21 protein-coding genes are annotated in these 21,166 nt (G+C 66.7%); 18 read left to right on the forward strand and 3 right to left on the reverse strand.

The annotated features are described in order from the left end of the window. Positions 1 to 36: 36 nt before the first annotated feature. Complete coding sequence (locus AC3A6M_RS00165) at positions 37 to 636, reverse strand: biliverdin-producing heme oxygenase (protein ID WP_487850735.1); 600 nt, start codon at positions 634 to 636, stop codon at positions 37 to 39. Positions 637 to 643: 7 nt separating this feature from the next. Then, positions 644 to 1,210 carry a transcription elongation factor GreB gene (gene greB, locus AC3A6M_RS00170; protein ID WP_487850736.1) on the reverse strand — a complete coding sequence of 189 codons (567 nt, stop codon included), beginning with the start codon at positions 1,208 to 1,210 and terminating at the stop codon, positions 644 to 646. A 90-nt stretch (positions 1,211 to 1,300) separates the two neighbouring features. On the opposite strand from greB, the gene AC3A6M_RS00175 reads away from it, so the two are divergent. The 12 genes from AC3A6M_RS00175 (at position 1,301) to AC3A6M_RS00230 (ending at position 13,759) form a co-directional block, all read left to right on the forward strand. Then, positions 1,301 to 1,933: a hypothetical protein gene (locus AC3A6M_RS00175; protein ID WP_487850737.1), complete on the forward strand. Its 633-nt coding sequence runs from the start codon at positions 1,301 to 1,303 to the stop codon at positions 1,931 to 1,933. A gap of 24 nt (positions 1,934 to 1,957) precedes the next feature. Beyond that, complete coding sequence (locus AC3A6M_RS00180) at positions 1,958 to 3,463, forward strand: sensor histidine kinase (RefSeq protein ID WP_487850738.1); 1,506 nt, start codon at positions 1,958 to 1,960, stop codon at positions 3,461 to 3,463. Next, positions 3,460 to 4,107 (forward strand): response regulator, encoded by a 648-nt coding sequence (locus AC3A6M_RS00185; RefSeq protein ID WP_487850739.1) that lies wholly within the window; start codon positions 3,460 to 3,462, stop codon positions 4,105 to 4,107. The genes AC3A6M_RS00180 and AC3A6M_RS00185 overlap by 4 nt, the downstream gene beginning before the upstream one ends. A 117-nt stretch (positions 4,108 to 4,224) precedes the next feature. Then, positions 4,225 to 5,784, forward strand: coding sequence for a GGDEF domain-containing protein (locus AC3A6M_RS00190; protein ID WP_487850740.1), 1,560 nt, complete (start codon positions 4,225 to 4,227; stop codon positions 5,782 to 5,784). Positions 5,785 to 6,006: 222 nt separating this feature from the next. After that, a complete protein-coding gene (locus AC3A6M_RS00195) occupies positions 6,007 to 7,464 on the forward strand; it encodes a flagellin (RefSeq protein ID WP_487850741.1) in 1,458 nt (485 codons plus the stop codon). Between the two features lie 91 nt (positions 7,465 to 7,555). Further along, a complete protein-coding gene (locus tag AC3A6M_RS00200) occupies positions 7,556 to 7,906 on the forward strand; it encodes a flagellar protein FlaG (protein WP_487850742.1) in 351 nt (116 codons plus the stop codon). Positions 7,907 to 8,079: 173 nt separating this feature from the next. Further along, complete coding sequence (gene fliD, locus AC3A6M_RS00205; RefSeq protein ID WP_487850743.1) at positions 8,080 to 10,722, forward strand: flagellar filament capping protein FliD; 2,643 nt, start codon at positions 8,080 to 8,082, stop codon at positions 10,720 to 10,722. A gap of 24 nt (positions 10,723 to 10,746) precedes the next feature. Continuing rightward, positions 10,747 to 11,208 (forward strand): flagellar export chaperone FliS, encoded by a 462-nt coding sequence (fliS, locus tag AC3A6M_RS00210; protein ID WP_487850744.1) that lies wholly within the window; start codon positions 10,747 to 10,749, stop codon positions 11,206 to 11,208. A gap of 3 nt (positions 11,209 to 11,211) precedes the next feature. Then, a complete protein-coding gene (locus AC3A6M_RS00215; protein ID WP_487850745.1) occupies positions 11,212 to 11,538 on the forward strand; it encodes a flagellar protein FliT in 327 nt (108 codons plus the stop codon). 8 nt (positions 11,539 to 11,546) lie between these two features. Beyond that, on the forward strand, positions 11,547 to 12,671 hold the full coding sequence (gene fliK / locus AC3A6M_RS00220; protein ID WP_487850746.1) for a flagellar hook-length control protein FliK: 1,125 nt from the start codon (positions 11,547 to 11,549) through the stop codon (positions 12,669 to 12,671). Beyond that, positions 12,655 to 13,017: an EscU/YscU/HrcU family type III secretion system export apparatus switch protein gene (locus AC3A6M_RS00225; protein ID WP_487850747.1), complete on the forward strand. Its 363-nt coding sequence runs from the start codon at positions 12,655 to 12,657 to the stop codon at positions 13,015 to 13,017. The genes fliK and AC3A6M_RS00225 overlap by 17 nt, the downstream gene beginning before the upstream one ends. Beyond that, a complete protein-coding gene (locus AC3A6M_RS00230; RefSeq protein WP_487850748.1) occupies positions 13,001 to 13,759 on the forward strand; it encodes a flagellar brake protein in 759 nt (252 codons plus the stop codon). The genes AC3A6M_RS00225 and AC3A6M_RS00230 overlap by 17 nt, the downstream gene beginning before the upstream one ends. A gap of 113 nt (positions 13,760 to 13,872) precedes the next feature. On the opposite strand, the gene fliE is transcribed toward AC3A6M_RS00230, so the two are convergent. Then, positions 13,873 to 14,271 carry a flagellar hook-basal body complex protein FliE gene (gene fliE, locus AC3A6M_RS00235; protein WP_487850749.1) on the reverse strand — a complete coding sequence of 133 codons (399 nt, stop codon included), beginning with the start codon at positions 14,269 to 14,271 and terminating at the stop codon, positions 13,873 to 13,875. A gap of 169 nt (positions 14,272 to 14,440) precedes the next feature. Here fliE and fliF point away from each other — a divergent pair, with 169 nt between their 5' ends. The 6 genes from fliF (at position 14,441) to AC3A6M_RS00265 (ending at position 21,110) form a co-directional block, all read left to right on the forward strand. After that, on the forward strand, positions 14,441 to 16,135 hold the full coding sequence (gene fliF / locus AC3A6M_RS00240; protein ID WP_487850750.1) for a flagellar basal-body MS-ring/collar protein FliF: 1,695 nt from the start codon (positions 14,441 to 14,443) through the stop codon (positions 16,133 to 16,135). Between the two features lies 1 nt (position 16,136). Next, complete coding sequence (gene fliG, locus AC3A6M_RS00245) at positions 16,137 to 17,141, forward strand: flagellar motor switch protein FliG (RefSeq protein WP_487850751.1); 1,005 nt, start codon at positions 16,137 to 16,139, stop codon at positions 17,139 to 17,141. After that, positions 17,141 to 17,875, forward strand: a complete 735-nt coding sequence (gene fliH, locus AC3A6M_RS00250) for a flagellar assembly protein FliH (RefSeq protein ID WP_487850752.1) — start codon at positions 17,141 to 17,143, stop codon at positions 17,873 to 17,875. Before fliG ends, fliH begins: the two co-directional genes overlap by 1 nt. 71 nt (positions 17,876 to 17,946) lie before the next feature. Beyond that, positions 17,947 to 19,263, forward strand: coding sequence for a flagellar protein export ATPase FliI (fliI, locus tag AC3A6M_RS00255; protein ID WP_487851212.1), 1,317 nt, complete (start codon positions 17,947 to 17,949; stop codon positions 19,261 to 19,263). 36 nt (positions 19,264 to 19,299) lie between these two features. Then, a complete protein-coding gene (gene fliJ / locus AC3A6M_RS00260) occupies positions 19,300 to 19,740 on the forward strand; it encodes a flagellar export protein FliJ (RefSeq protein WP_487850753.1) in 441 nt (146 codons plus the stop codon). A gap of 35 nt (positions 19,741 to 19,775) precedes the next feature. Continuing rightward, positions 19,776 to 21,110 (forward strand): flagellar hook-length control protein FliK, encoded by a 1,335-nt coding sequence (locus AC3A6M_RS00265; protein ID WP_487850754.1) that lies wholly within the window; start codon positions 19,776 to 19,778, stop codon positions 21,108 to 21,110. The last annotated feature ends 56 nt before the right edge of the window (positions 21,111 to 21,166 follow it).

Here is a 21,166-nt window from a genome sequence, read left to right on the forward strand (position 1 = left end):
TTTTATTGAAATTTTTAATTCTGGAAATAATAAGGATTAGAAATTAATTCTATTGCCGCGCATGCCCAGCGCCAGGATGCTGTCGAATGCCGCGCAGGCCCCCGCGCTGGCCTCGGCGATCTCCTGGGGGCTGCGCACATGTTCGCGCAGCGCCAGCATGAAGCCGCGCCAGCGCGGACCGGGACCGGCCTCGCTTCCCTTCAGGTAACGCAGCGGATGCGGGGACAGCCGTTCGCGCAGGCGCTGGTAGAGGACGGCGCCGCCCAGCTGCGAGCCTTCGATCACATAGCACACGCCCCAGCGCCAGGCCGGGCTGGCGTCGCGCGGCCAGCCGGCATCGGCGGCGGACTGCGGCGGCGGCGCGGCCGGCATGCCTGGCTCGTCCATGTCGCGGTCGATCAGCGCCAGCCGCGCCGCCTGGTCGAAGCGCGGACCGTCATCGAAGCCGGCCAGCCAGTCCTGCAGCGGCGCCAGCCAGGCACGCAGCATCGCCAGGTGGGCGGCGTAGTCGGCGAGCGAGGCGTCCGCAGCCCCGATCGGCAGTCCGCTGTCGAGCTCTTCGTGGCGGCTGGCCGTGGCCGAACGCAGCGCGGCCAGAGGATCGGCCCCGGGCCCGGCCTCGATATTGCGGTTCATGGGAGATTCAATCGGTGATGGGTTCGGGATACTCGACGCTGAGGATTTCCAGGTCGTCCGTGCCTTGCGGCGTCTGCAGGGTGACGACGTCGCCCTCGCGCGCCTTGGTCAGCGCGCGCGCCACCGGCGAGACCCAGCTGATCCTGCCTTTCAGCGGATCGAGCTCGTCGATGCCGACGATGGTGACGGTGTGCTCCTCGCCCGCCTTGTTCATGTAGGTGACGGTGGCGCCGAAGAAGACCTGGTCGTTGCCGTAGTGGACCGAGGGATCGACCACGAAGGCCGAGTCCAGGCGCTTGGTGAGGAAGCGGATGCGGCGGTCGATTTCGCGCAGGCGCCGCTTGCCGTAGATGTAGTCGCCGTTTTCCGAGCGGTCGCCGTTCGAGGCCGCCCAGTGCACCACGCGCACGACTTCCGGACGGTCGACGTCGATCAGCTGCAGCAGCTCATCCTTGATGGCCTTGTGCCCGGCCGGGGTGATGTAGTTCTTGGAGCCGGCCGGAATCGCCTGGGCCAGCGCAAGGGCTTCATCATCGTCGTCGTTATCGGACTCTTTTACGAATGCCTTGTTCATAAGTCTTATTGTAGCTCCAAGCGCACGAACGTGATGCATACGCGGCACGGCGGCGACGGCAGGCGCCGGCATTTCCCGTATCATTCGGACATGACACGAGCCACGACGAATGCGCGCACCCGGCTGTTCGCGCCGCTGGTGCACCTCGCCGCCGTGTTCCTGCTGCTCGAGGAGTGGTGCTGGGACGTGGGCGCGCGCTTGGGTGCGTACCTGGGTGCGCGCCTGGCGCGCTGGCCGCTGCTGGCGGCGGTGGAAGCCCGCGTGCGCCTGCTGCCGCCGTGGGGCGCGCTGTGCCTGTTCGTGCTGCCCGGCCTGCTGCTGTTGCCGGTCAAGCTGCTGGCGGTGGTCGCGATCGCGCATGGCCATGCGGTGTCCGGCATCGCCACCATCGTGGTCGCCAAGCTGGGCGGCGCGGCGGTGGTCGCCCGGCTGTACGCGCTGACCCTGCCGACCCTGCTGGCGGTGGGCTGGTTCGCCCGCTGCCACGGCTGGTTCATGCGGCTGAAGAACCACTGGATCGGACGGCTGCGCGCCAGCCGGGCCTTCCTGCAGGCCGGACAGCTGCTGCGGGCCATGCGGCGCGCGCTGCGCCAGTGGCGTTTCAGGATCGCGCGGCTCGTGCGCGGCAGGCGGGCCGGGGTAGCGTTCGGCAGCCGCCGCGCCAGCCGCATGTCGCGGGTGCTGCGCCGCTTCGTCGTCCAATGGCGCGCGCGGCGCCGCTGACGGACCAACAACATGAAGAATGCGATGACTCCACCTATCGTTCCCGCCCTGGCCCCGGAGATGCAGGCCGCCGCCACCGAGATCTACCTGATCGACGCCGACACCCTGCTGCTGGTCGACGCCAACCAGGCGGCGCGCCAGAACCTCGGCTTCGACCTGGCCAGGCTCGTCACCATGACCCCGCTCGACCTCGCTCCCGACCTGGATCCGGCCGCGCTGGACGGGCTGCTGGAGTCGCTGGGCCAGGAAGTCGGCGCCCAGGTCACCCTGCGCACCCATTTCCTGCGCGCCGACGGCAGCCGCTATCCGATCAAGCTGTGTTTTCTGCGCGTCGTGCGCGACGGCCGGTCCCTGTTCCTGGCGATCGGCGACGACCAGTCGCTCGCGCACGCCGCCAGCGCCGCGCTGCAGCAGTACCAGGCGCGCTTCAACGCGGTGGTCGACCATACGCCGGGCCTGGTCTACCAGTTCGTGCTGCACGCGGACGGCAGCACGGCCTTCACTTACCTCAGCGAAGGCTGCGCCGCCCTGCTCGGCCTGCAGGTGAGCGAGCTGCAGCAGGATCCCGGCCGCTTCCTGCAACTGATCCTGCCGGAAGACCGCAAGGGCTACCAGGACGCGATGCAGGCGTCGAAGGCCAACGCCAGCGCCTGGAACTGGGAAGGCCGGATCCGCATCGAGGACACCTGGAACGACGTCAAGTGGATCAACCTGCGCGCCACGCCCTCGCCGCTGATTGGCGCCGGGATGCAGTGGGACGGCATCATGACCAACATCACGGCCAGCAAGCTGGAGCAGGAAGAGGTGCGGCGTTCGCGCGCCCGCCTGGCCGAGCTGACCGCGCACATCGAACACGTCAAGGAGCAGGAGCGCACCCGCATCGCACGCGAGATCCACGACGACCTCGGCGGCAACCTCACGGCGATCAAGATGGCGCTGGCGATGCTGGAGGCGCGCCTGCCGGACGAAGCCCCGCTGCGCGAAAAGGCCGAGTACCTGGACAGCCTGGTCGACCGCACCATCGAGGCGGTGCACCGGATCTCGCTCGACCTGCGGCCGTCCACGCTGGACCTGGGCATCGTCGCCGCGCTGGAATGGCAGGCGCGCGAATTCGAGAAGCAGGTGGGGATCGCCTGCATCTTCCGTGCCGACAGCGGCGCCGACGGCACCGGCATCGAGGGCGACATCGACCCGGACCATGCCAGCGCCCTGTTCCGCATCTTCCAGGAAGCGCTGACGAATATCGCCAAGCACGCCGGCGCGACCCGGGTCACGGTCACCCTGCGCCGCCAGCGCCAGCACCTGACGCTCACCATCTGCGATAATGGCCGCGGCATCACCCCGGCCGACCGCCTCAAGCCGCAATCCTTCGGGCTGCGCGGCATGAGCGAGCGCGCCCGCGCGCTGGGCGGCACCTTGACCTTGTCGGCGGCGCCCGGCGGTGGCACGATGGTGGTCGTCAAGATCAGGCTGACCGCATCGGCCGCGAAAGCCGCAGCGTCCCAGCAACCCGAAGCCACCCGAGCATGACAGAAAAAGCCAGCATCCGCGTTTTTATCGCCGACGACCACGCCATCGTGCGTGCAGGACTGAAACAGATCCTCGCCGAGGAGCGCGACATTTCCGTGGTCGGCGAGGCCGAGACGGGCCTGGACGCCATCAAGCTGTTCCGCAAGTCGCGCTGCAACGTGCTCCTGCTCGACATCTCGCTGCCCGACCGCAACGGCATCGAGGTGCTCAAGCAGATCAAGGACGACAAGCCGGAGCTGGCCGTGCTGATGCTGTCGATGCACAGGGAAGACCAGTACGCGATCCGCTCGCTGAAGGCCGGCGCCTCCGGCTACCTGACGAAGCAGAGCGCGCCGCGCGAGCTGGTCAATGCGATCCGCCAGGTGGCCGGCGGCCAGCGCTACGTCAGCGCCCAGCTGGCCCAGGTGCTGGCGGCCCAGCTCGGCGAAGACCACGACCGGCCGGTCCACGACACCCTGTCCGACCGCGAATACCAGACCCTGACCATGATCGCGTCCGGCAAGACGGTCAGCGAAATCGCCAGGGAACTTTCGCTGTCGGTCAAGACCGTCAGCGAGTACCGTTCGCGCCTGCTGTCGAAAATGAAACTCAAGACCAGCGCGGAATTGACCCATTACGCAATCCGCAACCAGCTCCTCGATTGATTGCCGGACCGTCAATACATTCCGCATAACTGAGCGGTATTCCGGCGTTTTTTCGAGCGATCGAAATCAAAAAACACCGCTACGATGTCGGAATAAATATTCCAAGTAGCAACGTCCATGTCCAGCCCCACCCCCAATCCGGCCGAGATCGCCAGGGAAGCGTTCCGCCGTCTCGCGACCCGGCGCATCGCTCCCACGCCCGACGCCTACCGCGACATCTATAACGAGATCGCCGGCGTGATCGCGCCGCTGGCCCCGGCCACGGCGGAGGCCGGTCCGGGCGCGGAGAACGTGCTGTCCGGCTTTGCCCACCGTCTTGCCGACACGCCGGGCGAACTGGCCGAAATCGGCGCGCGCCTGAACCGCGCGGTCAAGCAGCGCGACTGGGACGGCTATGCGCGCATGCTGTCGCAGCTGGCCGAGAAGCACCTGCGCCGCCACACCCACCCGGTGATGGCGCTGGGCCTCGAGGACGCCGATGCCAGGCAGTTGCGCGACCTGCTCAGCCGCACCCTCACCTTCGCGGTCGCGGCCCTGCTGCCGGCCAGTTCCCCATTGGCGGACGCGGCCGAATCGCTGGGCACCGCGGTCAGGACCGCGCACGGCGAAGCGGCCCTGCACGAAATCGGCGCGCGCCTGAAGGAGCTGTGCTACCAGATCGAACTGAAGAGCGGCGACACGGCCGAACAGCAGGAGCTGCTGCTGCGCCTGTTCAAGCTGCTGCTGGAAAACGTCAGCGAGCTGCTGGACGACGACAGCTGGATGCGCGGCCAGATCGCCGCGGTGCAGGAGCTGATCGCCGGACCGCTCGACCACCGCGCGCTGGAAGACGCGACGCGCAGCCTGAAGGACGTCATCTACAAGCAGGGCCAGCTGCGGCACGGCATCGCCGACGTCAAGCTGACCATGAAGAACATGATGATGACCTTCATCGACCGGCTCGGCTCGGTGGCCGCTTCGACCGGCGACTACCAGGAAAAGATCGGCGGCTTCTCGGAGCGCATCCGCGGCGCCGCCAATATCGAGGAACTGAACCAGGTGCTGGAAGAAGTGCTGCGCGAGACCCGCGCGGTGCAGGCCGAGGCGCTCGCCTCGCGCGACCGCATGCTGGCCGCGCACCGCGAGATGCAGGAAGCGGAAGCCCGCATCCGCGAGCTGGAAGCCAAGCTGCAGCATATGAGCGAACTGGTGCGCGAAGACCAGCTGACCGGCAGCCTGAACCGGCGCGGCCTGGACGACGTGTTCGAGCGCGAAAGCGCGCGCGCCGACCGCCGCGGCACGCCGCTGTGCGTGGCCCTGCTCGACCTCGACAATTTCAAGAAGCTCAACGACACCTACGGCCACCTGGCCGGCGACCGGGCCCTGCGCCACCTGGTGAAGGTGGTCAAGGACACGCTGCGCTCGATGGACGTGATCGCCCGCTTCGGCGGCGAGGAATTCCTGATCCTGCTGCCGGAAACGGACGTGGAAGCCGCCGCCGCGGCGATGGTGCGGGTGCAGCGCGAGCTAACCAAACACTTTTTCCTGCACGAAAACGAGAAGATGCTGATCACCTTCTCCTGCGGCGTGGCGCTGCGCCGCCAGAACGAGGACCAGGCATCGCTGATGGCGCGCGCGGACGAGGCCATGTACCAGGCCAAGAGCAGCGGCAAGAACCGGGTCGTCATCGCCAACTGAAGTTCAGTTATCAACATGATACGAAAACGCCGGCAAGCCGGCGTTTTTTGTATCGAAACGGTTGCCGTACGAAAATTTTTTTGAATTCCACCATAAAGTTTTCCCATAGCAGTACGTTACCTGCATCAACAGCGGTGTGAATGTCACGGAACAGCGTGGCACACCAAAGTGATCGAGTGGCACGTCGCCACGCAAATGCAAGACCAAGTCTGGAGAGACACCATGGCATCCGTAATCAATACCAACGTTGCATCCCTGAACGCACAGCGTAACCTGTCGACTTCGCAAAGCTCCCTGAACACCTCGATCCAGCGCCTGTCCTCGGGCCTGCGCATCAACAGCGCCAAGGACGACGCTGCCGGCCTCGCAATCTCGGACCGCATGAGCTCGCAGATCCGCGGCATGAATCAGGCGACCCGCAACGCCAACGACGGCGTGTCGATGGCGCAAACCGCAGAAGGCGCCCTGTCGAGCTCGGGCGACATCCTGCAGCGCATCCGCGAACTGGCAGTGCAGTCGTCGAACTCGTCGAACAGCTCGAGCGACCGCAAGGCCCTGCAGACCGAAGTCACCCAGCTGACCTCGGAACTGAACCGCATCGCCGGCACCACCGAATTCAACGGCACCAAGCTGCTGGACGGCTCGATGGGCACCGCCAACTTCCAGGTCGGCGCCAACGCAGGCCAGCTGATCTCGATGAACGGCGCAAACTTCCAGACCAACACCTACGGTGACAACCGCGTGAAGGTGGCTTCGGTGGTGGTGTCCGACACCGCGGCGGTAGGCGACGGCGCAGACATCACGATCAACGGCTACCTTGGCTCGACCACGGTCCCGACCGCAGCAAGCGGCGCCAACGCAAAGAACACTGCGGCCGCCATCAATGCAAAAACCGCCGACACGGGCGTGACCGCGACTGCCAAGACCGACGCGCTGCTGAAGGGAACTGCTGACAAGTCGTACGAGCTGACGATCGAATCGAACAACGACAGCACCAAGCCCGTCACCGTTTCGTTCTCGGTAGGCTCGGACGACAGCGCCAACAGCTACGCTGCCGCGATCAGCGCGTTCAACGCACAATCGGCCAAGACCGGTGTCGTCGCCTCTTACGATGCCGACAACAAGGGCATTCGCCTGACCAATTCGGAAGGCAACGACATCAAGATCGGCAACGCTGGCGCGGACGACGTTACGCTCGATAACTACGACGAGGACGGCAAGGCACAAGGCACCGATTTCGCGATCGGAACGACCAGCGGCAACGCCACCGGTACCGCAGTCGGCAACATCACTCTGGACTCGGAAAAGAGCTTCTCGGTCACCGATGCCTCGAATCTCGGCCTGAGCGGCGCATCGAAGCTGAATGCGGTTGCAGACCTGGACGTAACGACTTTCGACGGCGCGCAGCTGGCCATCAAGATTGCCGATGCCGCCCTGTCGACGGTCAACAGCCAGCGTGCCGAATACGGCGCATTGCAGTCGCGCTTCAGCTCGGCCATCTCGAACCTGCAGTCGACCACCGAGAACCTGTCGGCATCGCGCAGCCGCATCGTCGACACCGACTTCGCTTCGGAAACCGCAAGCATGACCCGCGGCCAGATCCTGCAGCAGGCCGGCACCTCGATGCTGGCCCAGGCGAACTCGCTGCCGAACGGCGTCCTGTCGCTGCTGCGTGGCTAATCGCTGAATCCGGCCACAATTTAGTGCAGTAATCGGTTCCTCGGCTGGAGAAATTCAGCCGAGGAATTTTTGCTAGGGAACTCAACTCACCATGAATATTTCGCCGGTTGGTTCACCCATCACTCCGAAACTCGACGAGCGTCCGGTCCAGGCGACCGAGCAGGGCGGACCTGCTTCCGTCGTGGCCGGTACCACGTCGACGACCGGGGCGCAGCCCTCGCGAGACGCCCTGAGCGCCGCCGTCAAGAAAATCAACGAGTCCATGCCGCCTTCCGCGCAAAGCCTGGAATTCTCCATCGACGAAGATAGCAAGGACATCGTGGTCAAGGTCATCGACCAGTCTACCCGGGAAGTCGTACGCCAGATTCCCTCGGAAGAAGCGCTCGAGATTGCCAAATCGCTCGACAAGATGCGCGGCCTGCTGATCCGTCAGACCGCCTGAACCGTACTTGGTTTGCCCCTCTGACACCGCTGCCGCCCGGAAGGCGCCAGCGGTGTTGTTCTTTCCGGCCCTACCCATCCATTCGGATTTGAATTGAACGGGATTTCCTGCTCTCAAGTACGAATTGCTTCTGTCGTTAATGACTTACATTATCGCTTTCACAGGAGAAAGAAGTGGGACTCAGTTCATCTGGTATTGGCTCCGGCCTGGACGTCGAAGGCCTCGTCAGCAAGCTGATGGCGGCCGAGTCCGCTCCGCTGAATAACTACGACAAGAAAACGGCCGATTACCAGAACAAGCTGGCGGCCTATGGCAAGGTGAGCGCCGCGGTCGGCACCTTCCAGGCCGCGCTGACTTCGCTGAATTCCACATCCACCTTCAGCGCGCTCTCCACTTCTTCCAGCAACAAGGATATCCTGTCGGCCAGCGCCAGCGCCGGCGCGGTAGCCGGCAGCTACAAGGTCAACGTCACCCAGCTCGCACAGGCCCAGAGCCTGGTCAGCAGCGGTAGCGCCAGCACCAGCGCTCTGCTCGGCAAGGGCGCTAAGACCACGCTCACTTTCCAGTTCGGCAGCGTCACGGGCGGCACCTTCGGCAGCGCGGGCAGCGCCCTCGGCCTGGGCGTCACCGGTTCCGGCATCCCCGGCGGTTCGCTGACCATCAACGGCGCCGCGATCGCCACCAGCGGCACCACCCGCAGCGCGCGCGAACTGGCGGCCGCCATCAACGACAAGAGCGACAGCACCGGCGTCACCGCCACGGCCGGCACCACCGCCAGTCCGGCGGGCCTGTTCAGCAGCTTCGGCGACGTCAGCGTCGTCAGCGGCAGCTACAGCCTGTCGGTCAACGGCGTCAAGATCGTCTCGGCCGATGCAGGCGGCAGCGTCACCGCGGCCTCGATCGACGATGCCCTGAAGAGCACGGCCACGCTGAATGCGCTAGCGGCGGCCGACATCACGGTGAAAGGGACGGCGGCCGGCCACGACCTGCAGTTCCTGGCTGCGGACGGCTCGAACATCAACGTGAGCGAAGCGGCCGGCGACGAAGTCTACGGCGGCATCGGACTGGACTATCAATCTGCCAACACCGGCTCCAGCACGACCACGACGACTGGCGTCACGCTGAGCTCGGCGGACGGCAGCCAGATCGTCATCGGCGGCAACAATCCGGCCGCCGCCGGCTTTGCCGCGGGCAGCACCGGCAGCTACCTCGGCGCCGGTTTCAGCCAGGACGGCACGCAGAACATGGGCATCGTCACCTTGGACGCCAAGGACCAGTCGCTGCAGGGCATCCGCGACGCCATCAACAAGGCCAACATCGGCGTGACCGCGACCATCGTGTCGGACGGCAGCGATACCCCCTATCACCTGGTGCTCACCAACAACAAGACCGGCTCCAGTTCGACCATGAAGATTAGCGTCAGCGGCGACGGCGTCAACGGTCCCGAGCCCGCCGTTGCCAGCCTGATGGGCTACGACCCAGCCGGCGTCCAGGGCCTGACCCAGACCACCGGCGCCCAGGACACCAAGCTGACCGTGAACGGGATCACGGTCACCAGCAAGAGCACCTCGGTCAGCGATGCGATCCAGGGCGTGAGCATGGACGTGAGCGCGCTCGGCAGCAGTACGCTGACGGTATCGAAGAACACCGGCGCCGTCTCGGACGCGATCAATGCCTTCGTCAAGGCCTACAACGACCTCAACAAGACCATCTCCGGCCTGACCGGCTATAACGCCGACACCAAGACCGGCGGTCCGCTGCAGGGCGACGCATCGGCACGCTCGATCCAGTCGCAGCTTCGGCGCCAGCTCGGCACCACGGTGGAGGGCTTGGGCGGCAAGCTCACCAACCTGAGCCAGGTCGGCATCTCGTTCCAGAAGGACGGCAGCCTGGCCGTCGATTCGACCAAGCTGAACGCCGCGATCGCCAACAATTTTTCGGACATCGGCGGCCTGTTCGCGGCGATGGGCTCGGCCAGCGACAGCGGCATCAGCTTCGACAAGTCGAGCGCGGCCACCAAGGCCGGCGAGTATCCCGTCTACATCTCGAAGATGGCGACCAAAGGTTCGGTGACGAGCGCCGCCGGCCTGGCGGTCCCGGTCAAGATCGATCCGAACACCACCTGGACGGTGACCCTGAACCAGAGCGACCCCGTCACCAGCAGCAAGGTCCAGAACATCACGATCCCTGCCGGCACCTACGACAGCACCCAGTTCGCGGCCGTGCTGCGCGCAGCGATCAACGGCAACACCGCCTTTTCCGGCGCGGGCGACTCGGTCGAGACCTCGGTCGACACGGCCGGCAAGCTGACGATCTCGTCGAGCCTGTTCGGTGAAAAGTCAAACGTCTCGATCGCCAGCGTGTCCGGCGTCCAGTTCGAATCGATCTTCGGCACCCCGGTCCTAGCCAAGGGCAACAACGTCGAAGGCACGATCGGCGGCGTGGCCGCCACCGGCAACGGCCAGACCCTGACCGCGGCGGCCGGATCGCCCGCTGAAGGCATCCAGCTGACCGTCAAAAGCGGCAGCGAGGGCGATCGCGGCAGCGTGACCTTCTCGCAGGGCTATGCCTACCAGCTGACCAACCTGTCGGCGAGCTTTACTGGCAAGGGCAGCATCCTTCAGGGCAAGACCGACGGCCTGAACGTCACCATCAAGCAGGTTGCCAGCCAGCGTGACAAATTCAGCGACCGCCTGACCGCCATCGAGAAGCGCTACCGCGCCCAATTCACCGCCCTGGACACGATGCTGCAGTCGATGCAGAGCACCCAGAGCTACCTGACCCAGCAGCTCGCGGCCCTCAAGGCCAACAGCTAACCCTAGATTTATCGGAGAACCAAGATGTTTGGAACCATGAAACGCGGCGTCAACGCCTATGCCAACGTGGGCTTGGAAACCGGCATCGCCTCGGCCTCGCCGCACAAGCTGATCGTCATGCTGTACGACGGCGCCCTGGTCGCGCTGCTGAGCGCCAAGACCAACATCGCCGCGAACAACATCGCGGCGAAGGGCCTGGCGATCTCGAAGGCCATCACGATCATCGACAACGGCCTGCGCGCCTCGCTCGACAAGGACGCCGGCGGCGAGATCGCGGCCAACCTGGACGCGCTGTACGACTACATGAGCCGCCGCCTGCTGCACGCCAACCTGAAGAACGACGTGCCGGCGATCGAAGAGGTGCACCGCCTGCTGTCGGACTTGCGCGAAGCCTGGGTCGCGATCGGCGACAAGGTCGAGCAGGCCGCTTCGGCGCCGGCCGCCGCCCCGGCCGCGCCGAAGACCGCTGCCTTCGCGGGTGCCTGAGCCATGATGACCGGACAAGACATCGTATCGGTCTATGAAGCGATGGTCGGCATCACCGACCAGATGCTGGCCGCCGCCACCGACAACGACTGGGACCGCGTGGTCCAGCTGGAGCAGCAGTGCGCCGCCTGCGTGCGCCAGCTGAAGGCCAGCGGCGACGGCGCCCCGCTCGCCGGCCAGGAGCGCGTGCGCAAGGCGAATGCGATCCGCAAGATGCTGGCCAGCGACCGCAAGATCCGCGACCTGACCCAGCCGTGGATGGCCAAGCTGTCGGCCCTGATGAACAATAACGCGACCGAACGCCGCCTCGCGCGCGCCTACGGTATCTAAGCCCTTCCATGCTGACGCGCGACCAGCTGTCGCTGACCCCGGTTGTACGCGTCGGCGCCGTGCTGCCGGTCGCCGATCCGCGCCAGCAAGCCTTCCAGCGCGCCATGGCCACGCGGCTCGGCCAGTCGATGCAGGCCGAAGTCCTGAGCAAACTGTCCGACGGCAGCTTCGTTGTGCGGGTGGCCGACATGGCGGCCCGCATGCCGCTGCCGAACGGCGTGCAGGCCGGCAGCCAGGTGCCGCTGACCCTGGTCGCACTGCATCCGCGTCCCACCTTCCAGGTCGCCACCGCCCAGGGCGGCCAGGCCTTCGCCGAAGCCGGGCCGGCGCTGCCGGAAGGCGCCGGTCTGCAGGGTGCGCCGCTCGCTTACCTGGAAGGCAAGGGGGCGGCGGCGCTGGCGCGCGCCAGCGCCCTGCTGGCCGGGACACAGCTCCCCTCTCCGGCCCTGGGCGCGGATGGCGGCGCCGGCGCCTCGCTCAGCAAAGCCGGCAAGGCGCTGGGCGAGGTGATCGCCGCCGCCCAGAACGGCGGCGCGCAGCAGACCGCCGCGCTCGGCCGCACCCCGCTGCTGGGCGCGCCCAGCCTGGACACGTCGCAGATCGCCGCGGCGCTCCGGCAGGGCATGGAAAAAAGCGGCTTGTTCTACGAGTCCCACGTCGCCGAATGGGCGCAAGGCGCGCGCACGCAGGCCGAGCTGGCGACCGAACCGCAGGCGCGCGGCATGGCGCCGCCGTCGGATCCGGCCACCGCCCAGCTCATCAACCTGCAGCTGAATGCCCACGAACAGGCGCGCGTCGCCTGGCAGGGCCAGCTGTGGCCGGGCCAGGAACTGAGCTGGGAGATCGAAAGAGAGCCCGAACGCGATGCGGACGGCCGTCCTGACCAGGGCGAAGGAGATGCCGCCAGCTGGCAGAGCAGCCTGACGCTGCGTTTCGGCCGCCTCGGCGAGGTGGCGGCGAAGGTGGTGCTGTCCGGCGGCCAGCTGCACATCCGCCTGGACGCCCCGACATCGGCGCGCGCGCTGCTGGAGGCCGGCAGCGGCCGCCTGGCCGATGCGCTGGACGCCGCCGGCACGCCCCTCGGCACCCTGGCCATCCACGCGGCCGCCCAGAGCGATGAGCCGGGACACTGACACCCGCCGCCAGCACGCGGTGGCGCTGGCGTATGGCGCCGGTGACCCGGCGCCGAAGGTCGTGGCCAAGGGCCATGGCCTGGTGGCCGAACAGATCATCGAACGCGCGCGCGGCGCCGGCGTGTTCGTGCACGAATCGAAGGAGCTGGTGGCGCTGCTGATGCAAGTCGATCTCGACCGGCAGATTCCACCCGCCCTGTATCGCGCCATTGCCGAACTGTTAGCATGGCTATATTATATTGAGTCAGCGCAAACCACCGGTCAGGCCCTACCCCCGCCTCCGGACACGACGCGACTCCTGCAACCAGAAGAATCACCGGTTGGAACAGATGCAAGCAATCACTGATGCCGAACTAGAAGCCTGGCACGACTACGAAGTCGAGTCGCGCAGGGAAATCGTCGCGCTGCTGCGCCAGATCTCCGAAAAGAACCAGCTGGTCCGTGTCCTGATCAGGGGCGAGGCCGACGTCTGCGTCACCTCGATCCTCGACGTCGATCCGGACAGCAATACCATGATCCTGGACCGCCCGGTCAGCCGCGACCAGATCCAGCGCATGGCTGCCGCCGGCACGGTCCGCTGCGAGACCTCGCTCGACAAGATCCGCATCCTGTTCGGCGCGGACGGCCTGGGCGAGATCAGCTACGACGGCAGCACCGCCGTACGCGCCAACATCCCGGCCAGCCTGATCCGCCTGCAGCGGCGCGAGTTCTACCGGATGGCGACCCCGGTCAGCAATCCGGTGCGCGTGACCATTCCCCTGCCGGCCGAACTGGGCGGCAAGCTGGAAACCTTCCCGCTGGCCGACATCAGCTGCGGCGGCATCGCCATCCTCGACAACAAGCAGGTGCTCGGCACGACCATCGGCCAGACCTACGTCGGCTGCCGCCTGGAGCTGCCGGAAATCGGCCCGGTGATGACCTCGCTGCAGATCCGCAACTCGCTGGACATGACGCTGCTGAACAACAAGACCAACCGCCGCCTCGGCTGCCAGTTCATCGACATCTCGCGCGGCAACCTGGCCGCCGTGCAGCGCTACATCACCAAGCTCGAGCGCGAACGCAACGCCCGCCTGGCCGGCCTCGTCTAAAACTTGTTGTAAATCAAACCGGGGTCAGACTCCCGATTTTGGCAATTGCCCGAAGGCCGTTTCCAAAAATCGGAGTCTGACCCCGGTTTGATTTGGCTTGAAGATTAAGCTTATTACACTTGCATGTTCATGATGTCGTGGTAGGCCGACACCAGCTTGTTGCGCACCTGCACGGTGGCCTGGAAGGTGATGCTGGCTTTCTGCATTGCGATCATGGTGTCGGACAGGCTGACCGAATCGTCGCCGGCGGCGAAGCGCTTGCCCATCTCGTCGGCCTGGTTCTGGGCGTTGCTGACGTTTTCCAGCTGGGCTTTCAGGGCATCCGAAAAGCTGACCTTCGACGACGATTCCACGCCTTCCGCGCCGCCGGGCTTGCCCAGGCCGCCGATCCCGCCGATGCCGCCGGCGTTCAGCGCCGACGCGGCCGATGGCATGGCCGGCTTGCTGGCCGCTGCCTTCAGTTGCGCCATCATCGCTTCGATGCGGCTGCTGTCGATTCCGCCGATATTCATGTCCGCCTCTTGAGAACAGGTTCATTCAGGCTGTCAGAATATCAGCGCCCCGGCAATGGTTGCCTTCGAGCAGCACCGTAAACATCCCCCTTTTCGAGGGTTTGAATGTTGCCCTACGGCTTCATAATGGCGTTCAACTACCCTGATCCCAATCCCCCGACCACCCACCATGGCAACAACTGCGGAACCACTTCTCGACGATGACCTCGGCGCCCAGGCCGAATCCAGGCCGAAGTATTGGGAAACTCCAATGGGCAAGCGCGTCGTCATCGGCGGCGCGATCGCGGCCGCGATGGCCGTCATCGCCGCGATCTGGCTGTGGAGCTCGGCGCCCGAGTACAAGGTCCTGTTCTCGAATTTCAGCGACCGCGACGGCGGCGCGATCACCGCTTCGCTCGACCAGATGGGGGTCAAGTACAAGTTTTCCGACGGCGGCACCGCGATCCTGGTCCCGGCCGAGCAGGTCCACAACGTGCGCCTGAAGCTGGCCGCCCAGGGCCTGCCGCGCGCCGGCAACGTCGGCTTCGAGCTGCTCGAGAACCAGAAGCTGGGCACCTCGCAGTTCGTCGAACAGGTCAACTACCAGCGCTCGCTGGAAGGCGAGCTGGCCAACTCGATCCAGTCGGTGTCCGCGGTCGCCTCGGCGCGCGTGCACCTGGCGCTGCCGAAAGCGTCCGTGTTCGTGCGCGAGCAGCAGAAGCCGACCGCCTCGGTCCTGCTCAACCTGCAGCCTGGCCGCGCCCTCGACCAGGCCCAGGTCAGCGCCATCGTGCACCTGGTCGCGTCCTCGGTGCCTGAACTGACCCCGTCCAACGTGACCGTGGTCGACCAGAACGGCACCCTGCTCTCCGATACCAGCGCGAAGAACGGCAAGCAGCTCGATCCGAACCAGCTGAAGTACGTCGAAGCCCTGCAGCAGAACATCGTCAAGCAGGTCGAGTCGATCATTGCTCCGATCGTCGGCCAGAACAACGTGCGCGCCGAAGCGACCGCCGAAGTGGACTTCGCCCAGGTCGATACCGCCGCCGAGATGTACAAGCCGAATTCGCCGCCGGAGCCGCAGGCGATCCGCAGCCAGCAGACCTCGGAGTCGACCGGTCCGGGCACCCAGAACCCGTCCGGCATCCCGGGCGCGCTGTCGAACCAGCCGCCGGGCGTGGCCACCGCGCCGATCGAAGGCGCCCCCGCGGCCGGCCAGCAGGCAGGTGCAGCTGCAAGCGCCGGCCCGACCAGCAAGAACGCGACCACCAACTACGAAGTCGACAAGACCCTGCGCTTCGAGCAGAAGCCGATGGGCGGCATCAAGCGCCTGACCGTGGGCGTGGTGGTCAACTACCGCCGCAGCGTCGATCCGAAGACCGGCAAGGTCGCGATCAAGCCGCTGAGCGCCGCCGAAGTCGCGCAGATCAATGAACTGGTCAAGCAGGCGATGGGCTACAACCAGGCCAGGGGCGACACCCTGAACGTGGCCAACGCCCCGTTCGACGGCATCGACAAGCCGCTTGACACCGTCCCGGACTGGTGGAAGGACCCGAACAACCTGCCGCTGGCGAAGGACGTCGCGAAATGGGTGTTCATCGCGATGGTGCTGCTGTTCCTCTGGTACCGCATCCTGCGCCCGCTGCTCAAGCCGGTGATGAAGAAATTCGACCAGGCGGTCGAGATGCCGCCGGAGCCGGAACCGGTCGAGCCGGAGCCGGAACCGGAACCGGACCACGAGGAGCTGGCCCGGATCGCCCGCGAAGCGGAAGAACAGAAGCAGGTCATCGTCTACAAGAGCAACCTGGAGATGGCCAAGACCCTCGCGCAGAACGACCCGCGCATTGTGGCAAACGTAATCAAGGAATGGCTGGGCGCGGAATAACATGAGCGACAAGGACAAAGACAACATCAACAAGGCGGCCATCCTGATGCTGGCCCTGGGCGAATCGGAAGCGGCGGAAGTGATGCGCTTCCTCGGCCCGCGCGAAGTGCTCAAGCTGGGCGCGGCGATGGCGCAGATGAAGGCGGTGCAGCACGACGAGGTGACGGCGGTCCTGACCGACTTCCGCGAGCGCGTCGACCTGCAGTCGACCGTGGGCCTGGATTCGGACGAGTACATCCGCCAGGTGCTGACCAAGGCGCTGGGCGACGACAAGGCCGCCGTGCTGCTGAACCGCATCCTGGGCGGCAAGGACGCCTCCGGCATCGAGAGCCTGAAGTGGATGGACTCGCAGTCGGTCGCGGAACTGATCCGCAACGAGCACCCGCAGATCATCGCCACCATCCTGGTCCACCTCGAGCGCGACCAGGCCTGCGAGATCCTGGCCCACTTCACGGACCGCCTGCGCAACGACGTGGTGCTGCGCATCGCCACCCTGGACGGCGTGCAGCCCGCCGCACTGCGCGAGCTGAACGACGTGCTGACCAAGCTCCTGTCGGGCAACGAGAATATCAAGAAGTCCTCGCTGGGCGGCGTGCGCGCCGCGGCCGAGATCCTGAACTTCATGAGCGGCGACCAGGAAAGCTCGGTCATGGAGAACATCAAGAACTACGACAACGACATGGCGCAGAAGATCATGGACGAGATGTTCGTGTTCGATAACATCATCGACATCGACGACCGCGGCATCCAGCTGCTGCTGCGCGAAGTGCAGTCCGAGATGCTGATCATCGCGCTGAAAGGCGCCTCGCAGGACCTGCGCGAAAAGGTCTTCAAGAACATGTCGCAGCGTGCGGCCGAGATGATGCGCGAAGACCTCGAATCGAAGGGTCCGGTGCGCCTGTCCGAAGTCGAATCCCAGCAGAAGCAGATCCTGCAGATCGTCCGCCGCCTGGCCGACGAAGGCCAGATCGTCCTGGGCGGCAAAGGTGAGGACTCGTTCGTCTGATGGTGAATTCGAAAGACTTCCAGCCCATGTTCAAGCGCTGGGAAATGACTTCCTTCAGCGACGAGCGCGCCAGCGCGGCGGCCGAGCGCCAGGCCGCCGAAGCCGCTTCCGCAGCGGCCCAGGCCATGGCTGCCCGGCGCGCAATGGAACCGCCACCCGCGCCGGCCGCGCCGGCGATCAGCGAAGAAGAGCTGGAAGCGATCCGCGAAGCGGCGCGCCAGCAGGGCTATGCCGAAGGCCACGAAGCGGGTCTCGCCACCGGCCACGCCAGCGGTTATGAAGACGGCCTGGCGATGGGCCGCCAGGAGGCCGCCGCCGAACTGGCGCACCTGCAAGGCATCGCCGCCGAATTCGGCGACGCCGTCACCCGGGCCGACGAAGCCATCGCCGCCGACGTGCTCGAACTGGCCCTGCACCTGGCGAAGAACATGGTGCGCACCGCCTTCGACGTGCGTCCCGAACTGATCCTGCCGGTGGTGCGCGAAGCGATCGACTACCTGCCGACCCTGCAGCAGCCGGCCCTCCTGGTCCTGCATCCGGAAGACGCCCTGATCGTGCGCGGCAGCATCGGCCATGAACTCGACAAGAGCGGCTGGCGCATCGTCGAAGACGGCAACGTCGCGCGCGGCGGCTGCCGCATCGACACCGCCAGCAACCAGATCGACGCCCAGATCGCCTCGCGCTGGCAGCGCCTGTCGCATGCGCTGGGCCGCAACGTGGAGTGGTTGGGGTGAACGACCGCCACACCGCACGCTGGAAGTCCTACCTGAAGGACTGCGGCAACGTGCTCGATTTCGTCGAGCCGATGCAGGTCTCGGGCCGCGTCACGCGGGTGGCCGGACTGGTGATGGAATGCGTCGGCCTGAAGCTGGCGGTGGGCAGCGCCTGCACCATCCCGGTCGCATCGGGCGCGCGCATCGAGGCCGAAGTGGTCGGCTTCGAAGGCGAGCGCCTGTTCCTGATGCCGCAGAGCGACGTCGAAGGCGTGGTGCCCGGCTCGCGCGTGTTCCCGGTCGAACCGAGCGTGCCGAAGCCCGGCAGCGTGGATCACCCGCGCCGCCGCCCGATGGACCGCGCACGCCACCTGCCGGTCGGCTGGGGCCTGCTGGGCCGCGTGGTCGACGGCGCCGGTCGCCCGCTGGACGGCAAGGGCCCGCTCGACGCGACCGACATGGGCCCGCTGAACGCGCGCCCGATCAACCCGCTGGAGCGCGCGCCGATCAAGGAGACGCTGGACGTGGGCGTGCGCGCCATCAATGCCATGCTCACCGTCGGCCGCGGCCAGCGCCTCGGCCTGTTCGCCGGCACCGGCGTCGGCAAGTCGGTGCTGCTGGGGATGATCGCCCGCTACACCACGGCCGACGTGATCGTGGTCGGCCTGATCGGCGAACGGGGACGCGAGGTGAAGGAATTCATCGAACAGATCCTGGGCCAGGAAGGCCTGGCCCGTTCGGTCGTGGTGGCGGCGCCGGCCGACTCGCCGCCGCTGCTGCGCATGCAGGGCGCCGCCTATGCCACCGCGATCGCCGAGCACTTCCGCGACGAGGGCAAGAACGTCATGCTGATCATGGACTCGCTGACCCGCTACGCGCAGGCGCAGCGCGAGATCGCCCTCGCGATCGGCGAACCGCCCGCCACCAAGGGCTATCCGCCGTCGGTGTTCGCGAAGCTGCCGGTGCTGGTCGAACGCGCCGGCAACGGCCAGGAAGGCGGCGGCTCGATCACCGCCTTCTACACCGTGCTGTCCGAAGGCGACGACCAGCAGGACCCGATCGCCGACGCGGCGCGCGGTATCCTCGACGGCCACATCGTCCTGAACCGCAAGCTGGCCGAAGCCGGCCACTATCCGGCGATCGACATCGAGCAGTCGATCTCGCGCGCGATGCACGGCATCACCTCGCGCGAACACCAGCAGGCGGCGCGCACGCTCAAGCAGCTGTATTCGCGCTACGAGCGGGCGCGCGACCTGATCAGCGTGGGCGCCTACGTGCCGGGCACCGACCCGGTGCTGGACAAGGCGATCGCCCTGCACGAGCGCATCGAAGCCTTCCTGTGCCAGGAAATCCACGACCACACCGACATGCTGCAGAGCTTGGGGGAATTGACCTCTCTGTTCGGCTGATTGGCTGCGCCGCCCGGCCGGTATACTTGATCCATCATGGCCAATCCATCCGCACTCGACACCCTGATCGACCTCGCCCAGCGCGAGTCCGACGACCGCGCCCGGCGCCTGGGCGCGGCGCTGAAGGCGCTCGAGGAAGCGGAGCAGAAGCTGCAGATGCTGCTGGGCTACCGCCAGGATTATGCGGACCGCCTGGACCAGGCCCAGGTGAACGGGATCACGCCCTTCGCCTACGCCAACTTCGTGGCCTTCATGGGCAAGCTGGACAACGCGGTCAACGGCCAGAAGGAAGTCATCAAGCATGCGCAGTACAAGGCCGACACCGAGCGCAAGGCCCTGCAGGAGGCCGAGCGCAAGCGCCTTTCCTACCGCACCCTGAACGAACGCGCGGCGGCCCAGGCGCTGGCGGTCGAGACCAGGCGCGACCAGAAGATGATGGACGATTTCGCGGCCCGGACCGCGCGAATCCAACGCTGAATGCGACGCCGAATGCGGCACTGAACGAGACGATCATGCAGACCACTTCCCTCCCGATCCAGCTGAACACGAACGGCCCGTCCCAGGCGCAGCGCCATGGCGCCTCCGCGAGCAGCGACGGCGCGCAATTCAGCGCCATGCTGTCCAGCGAAATGGAACTGCGCCAGCCCGCTCATGCGCCCGCCCTCGCCCCCGCCCCGGCGCCGGCCCCGAAGGCGGAAGCGCCGAAGCCGCAGGCCGCCGACAAGCCGGCCCAGCCCGACGGCGCCGGCGCGCCGCAGCAGGCCGCCAAACCGGAACAGGGAGGCAAGCCGGCCGATGCCGACAAGGCCGCCGAAGCCAGGGACGGCGACAACGCCGACCGCGAAGACGGCAAGGACGATGCGCCGTCCGGCCAGGCCGGCGATCCGGCCAGCGCCATGCTGGCCCTGATGGCGAGCCTGCAGCAGCCGGCCAGCGACGCGAAAGGCGCCGCCACCGGCGCCGCGGCCCAGGCCTTCGATGCCCTGGGCGGCGCTGCCGGCAAGGGCAAGCGCGGCGAGGCCGCCCAGCTGGCGGCCTTGCAGGCGGCAATGAAATCGGTGTCGAAGGACGGTTCCGGCATCGCCACCACCGCCGGCAAGGCCTTCTCCGATACCGCGGCCCTGAATAACCCGGCCCTGGCCGCCACCGGCGCCGCGCTCGGCGCGGACGACAAGGCTGCCGGCGCCGGCGCGACGCCGGGCGCCGAGCTGCGCGCGGCATTCGCCGCCGGCGCCGGCAAGGGCGGGGCCGAAGTACGAATCGAGACGGCGGAACCGGGCCTGCAGCAGGCGCGCGAGACCGCCGTGCGCGAGCCGGTCGCCGCGGCGGCCGCACTGGCCCAGCCCCAGCCGGCCGTGATGGAAGCCGTGCAGGCCGCAGCCGGCGCCGCCGACCGCCTGGGCGCGCGCGTCGGCACCGATGCCTGGGAAAACCAGGTCGGCCAGAAGATCGTCTACATGGCCGGCAGCGAAGAGCAGACCGCCTCGCTGACGCTGAACCCGCCGGACCTCGGTCCGCTGCAGGTCGTGCTATCGGTGAGCAACGACCAGGCCAGCGTGACCTTCTCGGCGAACCAGGAAGAAGTGCGCCAGGCCCTCGAGAACGCCCTGCCGCGCCTGCGCGAGATGATGAGCGAAAGCGGCATCGCGCTGGGCAACGCGACGGTCAACGCCGGCATGCCGGACGGGCGCCAGGGCCAGGAACAGGCGGCGCGCAACGGTGGCGGTTTCGGCAACCATGGCCGCGGCCGTGGCGACAACGGCAATGCGATCGACGAGCCGGCGGCCCGCCCGGCGACCCGCACCGCGATCCTGGGCGACCGCGGCATGGTCGATACCTTCGCGTAGGGTGGGCGTCATGCCCACGGCGCGGGCATCGTGGTCACATCGCCATCAAAACCGTC

The organism is Telluria sp. Soil_C_11, assembly GCF_057657395.1.

What these genes read in the sequence shown, in the direction of transcription:
- AC3A6M_RS00165 (WP_487850735.1), bottom strand. Translation starts at nt 636, where the DNA reads ATGAACCGCAATATCGAGGCCGGGCCCGGGGCCGATCCTCTGGCCGCG.
- greB (WP_487850736.1), bottom strand. Translation starts at nt 1,210, where the DNA reads ATGAACAAGGCATTCGTAAAAGAGTCCGATAACGACGACGATGATGAA.
- AC3A6M_RS00175 (WP_487850737.1), top strand. Translation starts at nt 1,301, where the DNA reads ATGACACGAGCCACGACGAATGCGCGCACCCGGCTGTTCGCGCCGCTG.
- AC3A6M_RS00180 (WP_487850738.1), top strand. Translation starts at nt 1,958, where the DNA reads ATGACTCCACCTATCGTTCCCGCCCTGGCCCCGGAGATGCAGGCCGCC.
- AC3A6M_RS00185 (WP_487850739.1), top strand. Translation starts at nt 3,460, where the DNA reads ATGACAGAAAAAGCCAGCATCCGCGTTTTTATCGCCGACGACCACGCC.
- AC3A6M_RS00190 (WP_487850740.1), top strand. Translation starts at nt 4,225, where the DNA reads ATGTCCAGCCCCACCCCCAATCCGGCCGAGATCGCCAGGGAAGCGTTC.
- AC3A6M_RS00195 (WP_487850741.1), top strand. Translation starts at nt 6,007, where the DNA reads ATGGCATCCGTAATCAATACCAACGTTGCATCCCTGAACGCACAGCGT.
- AC3A6M_RS00200 (WP_487850742.1), top strand. Translation starts at nt 7,556, where the DNA reads ATGAATATTTCGCCGGTTGGTTCACCCATCACTCCGAAACTCGACGAG.
- fliS (WP_487850744.1), top strand. Translation starts at nt 10,747, where the DNA reads ATGTTTGGAACCATGAAACGCGGCGTCAACGCCTATGCCAACGTGGGC.
- AC3A6M_RS00215 (WP_487850745.1), top strand. Translation starts at nt 11,212, where the DNA reads ATGATGACCGGACAAGACATCGTATCGGTCTATGAAGCGATGGTCGGC.
- fliK (WP_487850746.1), top strand. Translation starts at nt 11,547, where the DNA reads ATGCTGACGCGCGACCAGCTGTCGCTGACCCCGGTTGTACGCGTCGGC.
- AC3A6M_RS00225 (WP_487850747.1), top strand. Translation starts at nt 12,655, where the DNA reads ATGAGCCGGGACACTGACACCCGCCGCCAGCACGCGGTGGCGCTGGCG.
- AC3A6M_RS00230 (WP_487850748.1), top strand. Translation starts at nt 13,001, where the DNA reads ATGCAAGCAATCACTGATGCCGAACTAGAAGCCTGGCACGACTACGAA.
- fliE (WP_487850749.1), bottom strand. Translation starts at nt 14,271, where the DNA reads ATGAATATCGGCGGAATCGACAGCAGCCGCATCGAAGCGATGATGGCG.
- fliF (WP_487850750.1), top strand. Translation starts at nt 14,441, where the DNA reads ATGGCAACAACTGCGGAACCACTTCTCGACGATGACCTCGGCGCCCAG.
- fliG (WP_487850751.1), top strand. Translation starts at nt 16,137, where the DNA reads ATGAGCGACAAGGACAAAGACAACATCAACAAGGCGGCCATCCTGATG.
- fliH (WP_487850752.1), top strand. Translation starts at nt 17,141, where the DNA reads ATGGTGAATTCGAAAGACTTCCAGCCCATGTTCAAGCGCTGGGAAATG.
- fliI (WP_487851212.1), top strand. Translation starts at nt 17,947, where the DNA reads ATGCAGGTCTCGGGCCGCGTCACGCGGGTGGCCGGACTGGTGATGGAA.
- fliJ (WP_487850753.1), top strand. Translation starts at nt 19,300, where the DNA reads ATGGCCAATCCATCCGCACTCGACACCCTGATCGACCTCGCCCAGCGC.
- AC3A6M_RS00265 (WP_487850754.1), top strand. Translation starts at nt 19,776, where the DNA reads ATGCAGACCACTTCCCTCCCGATCCAGCTGAACACGAACGGCCCGTCC.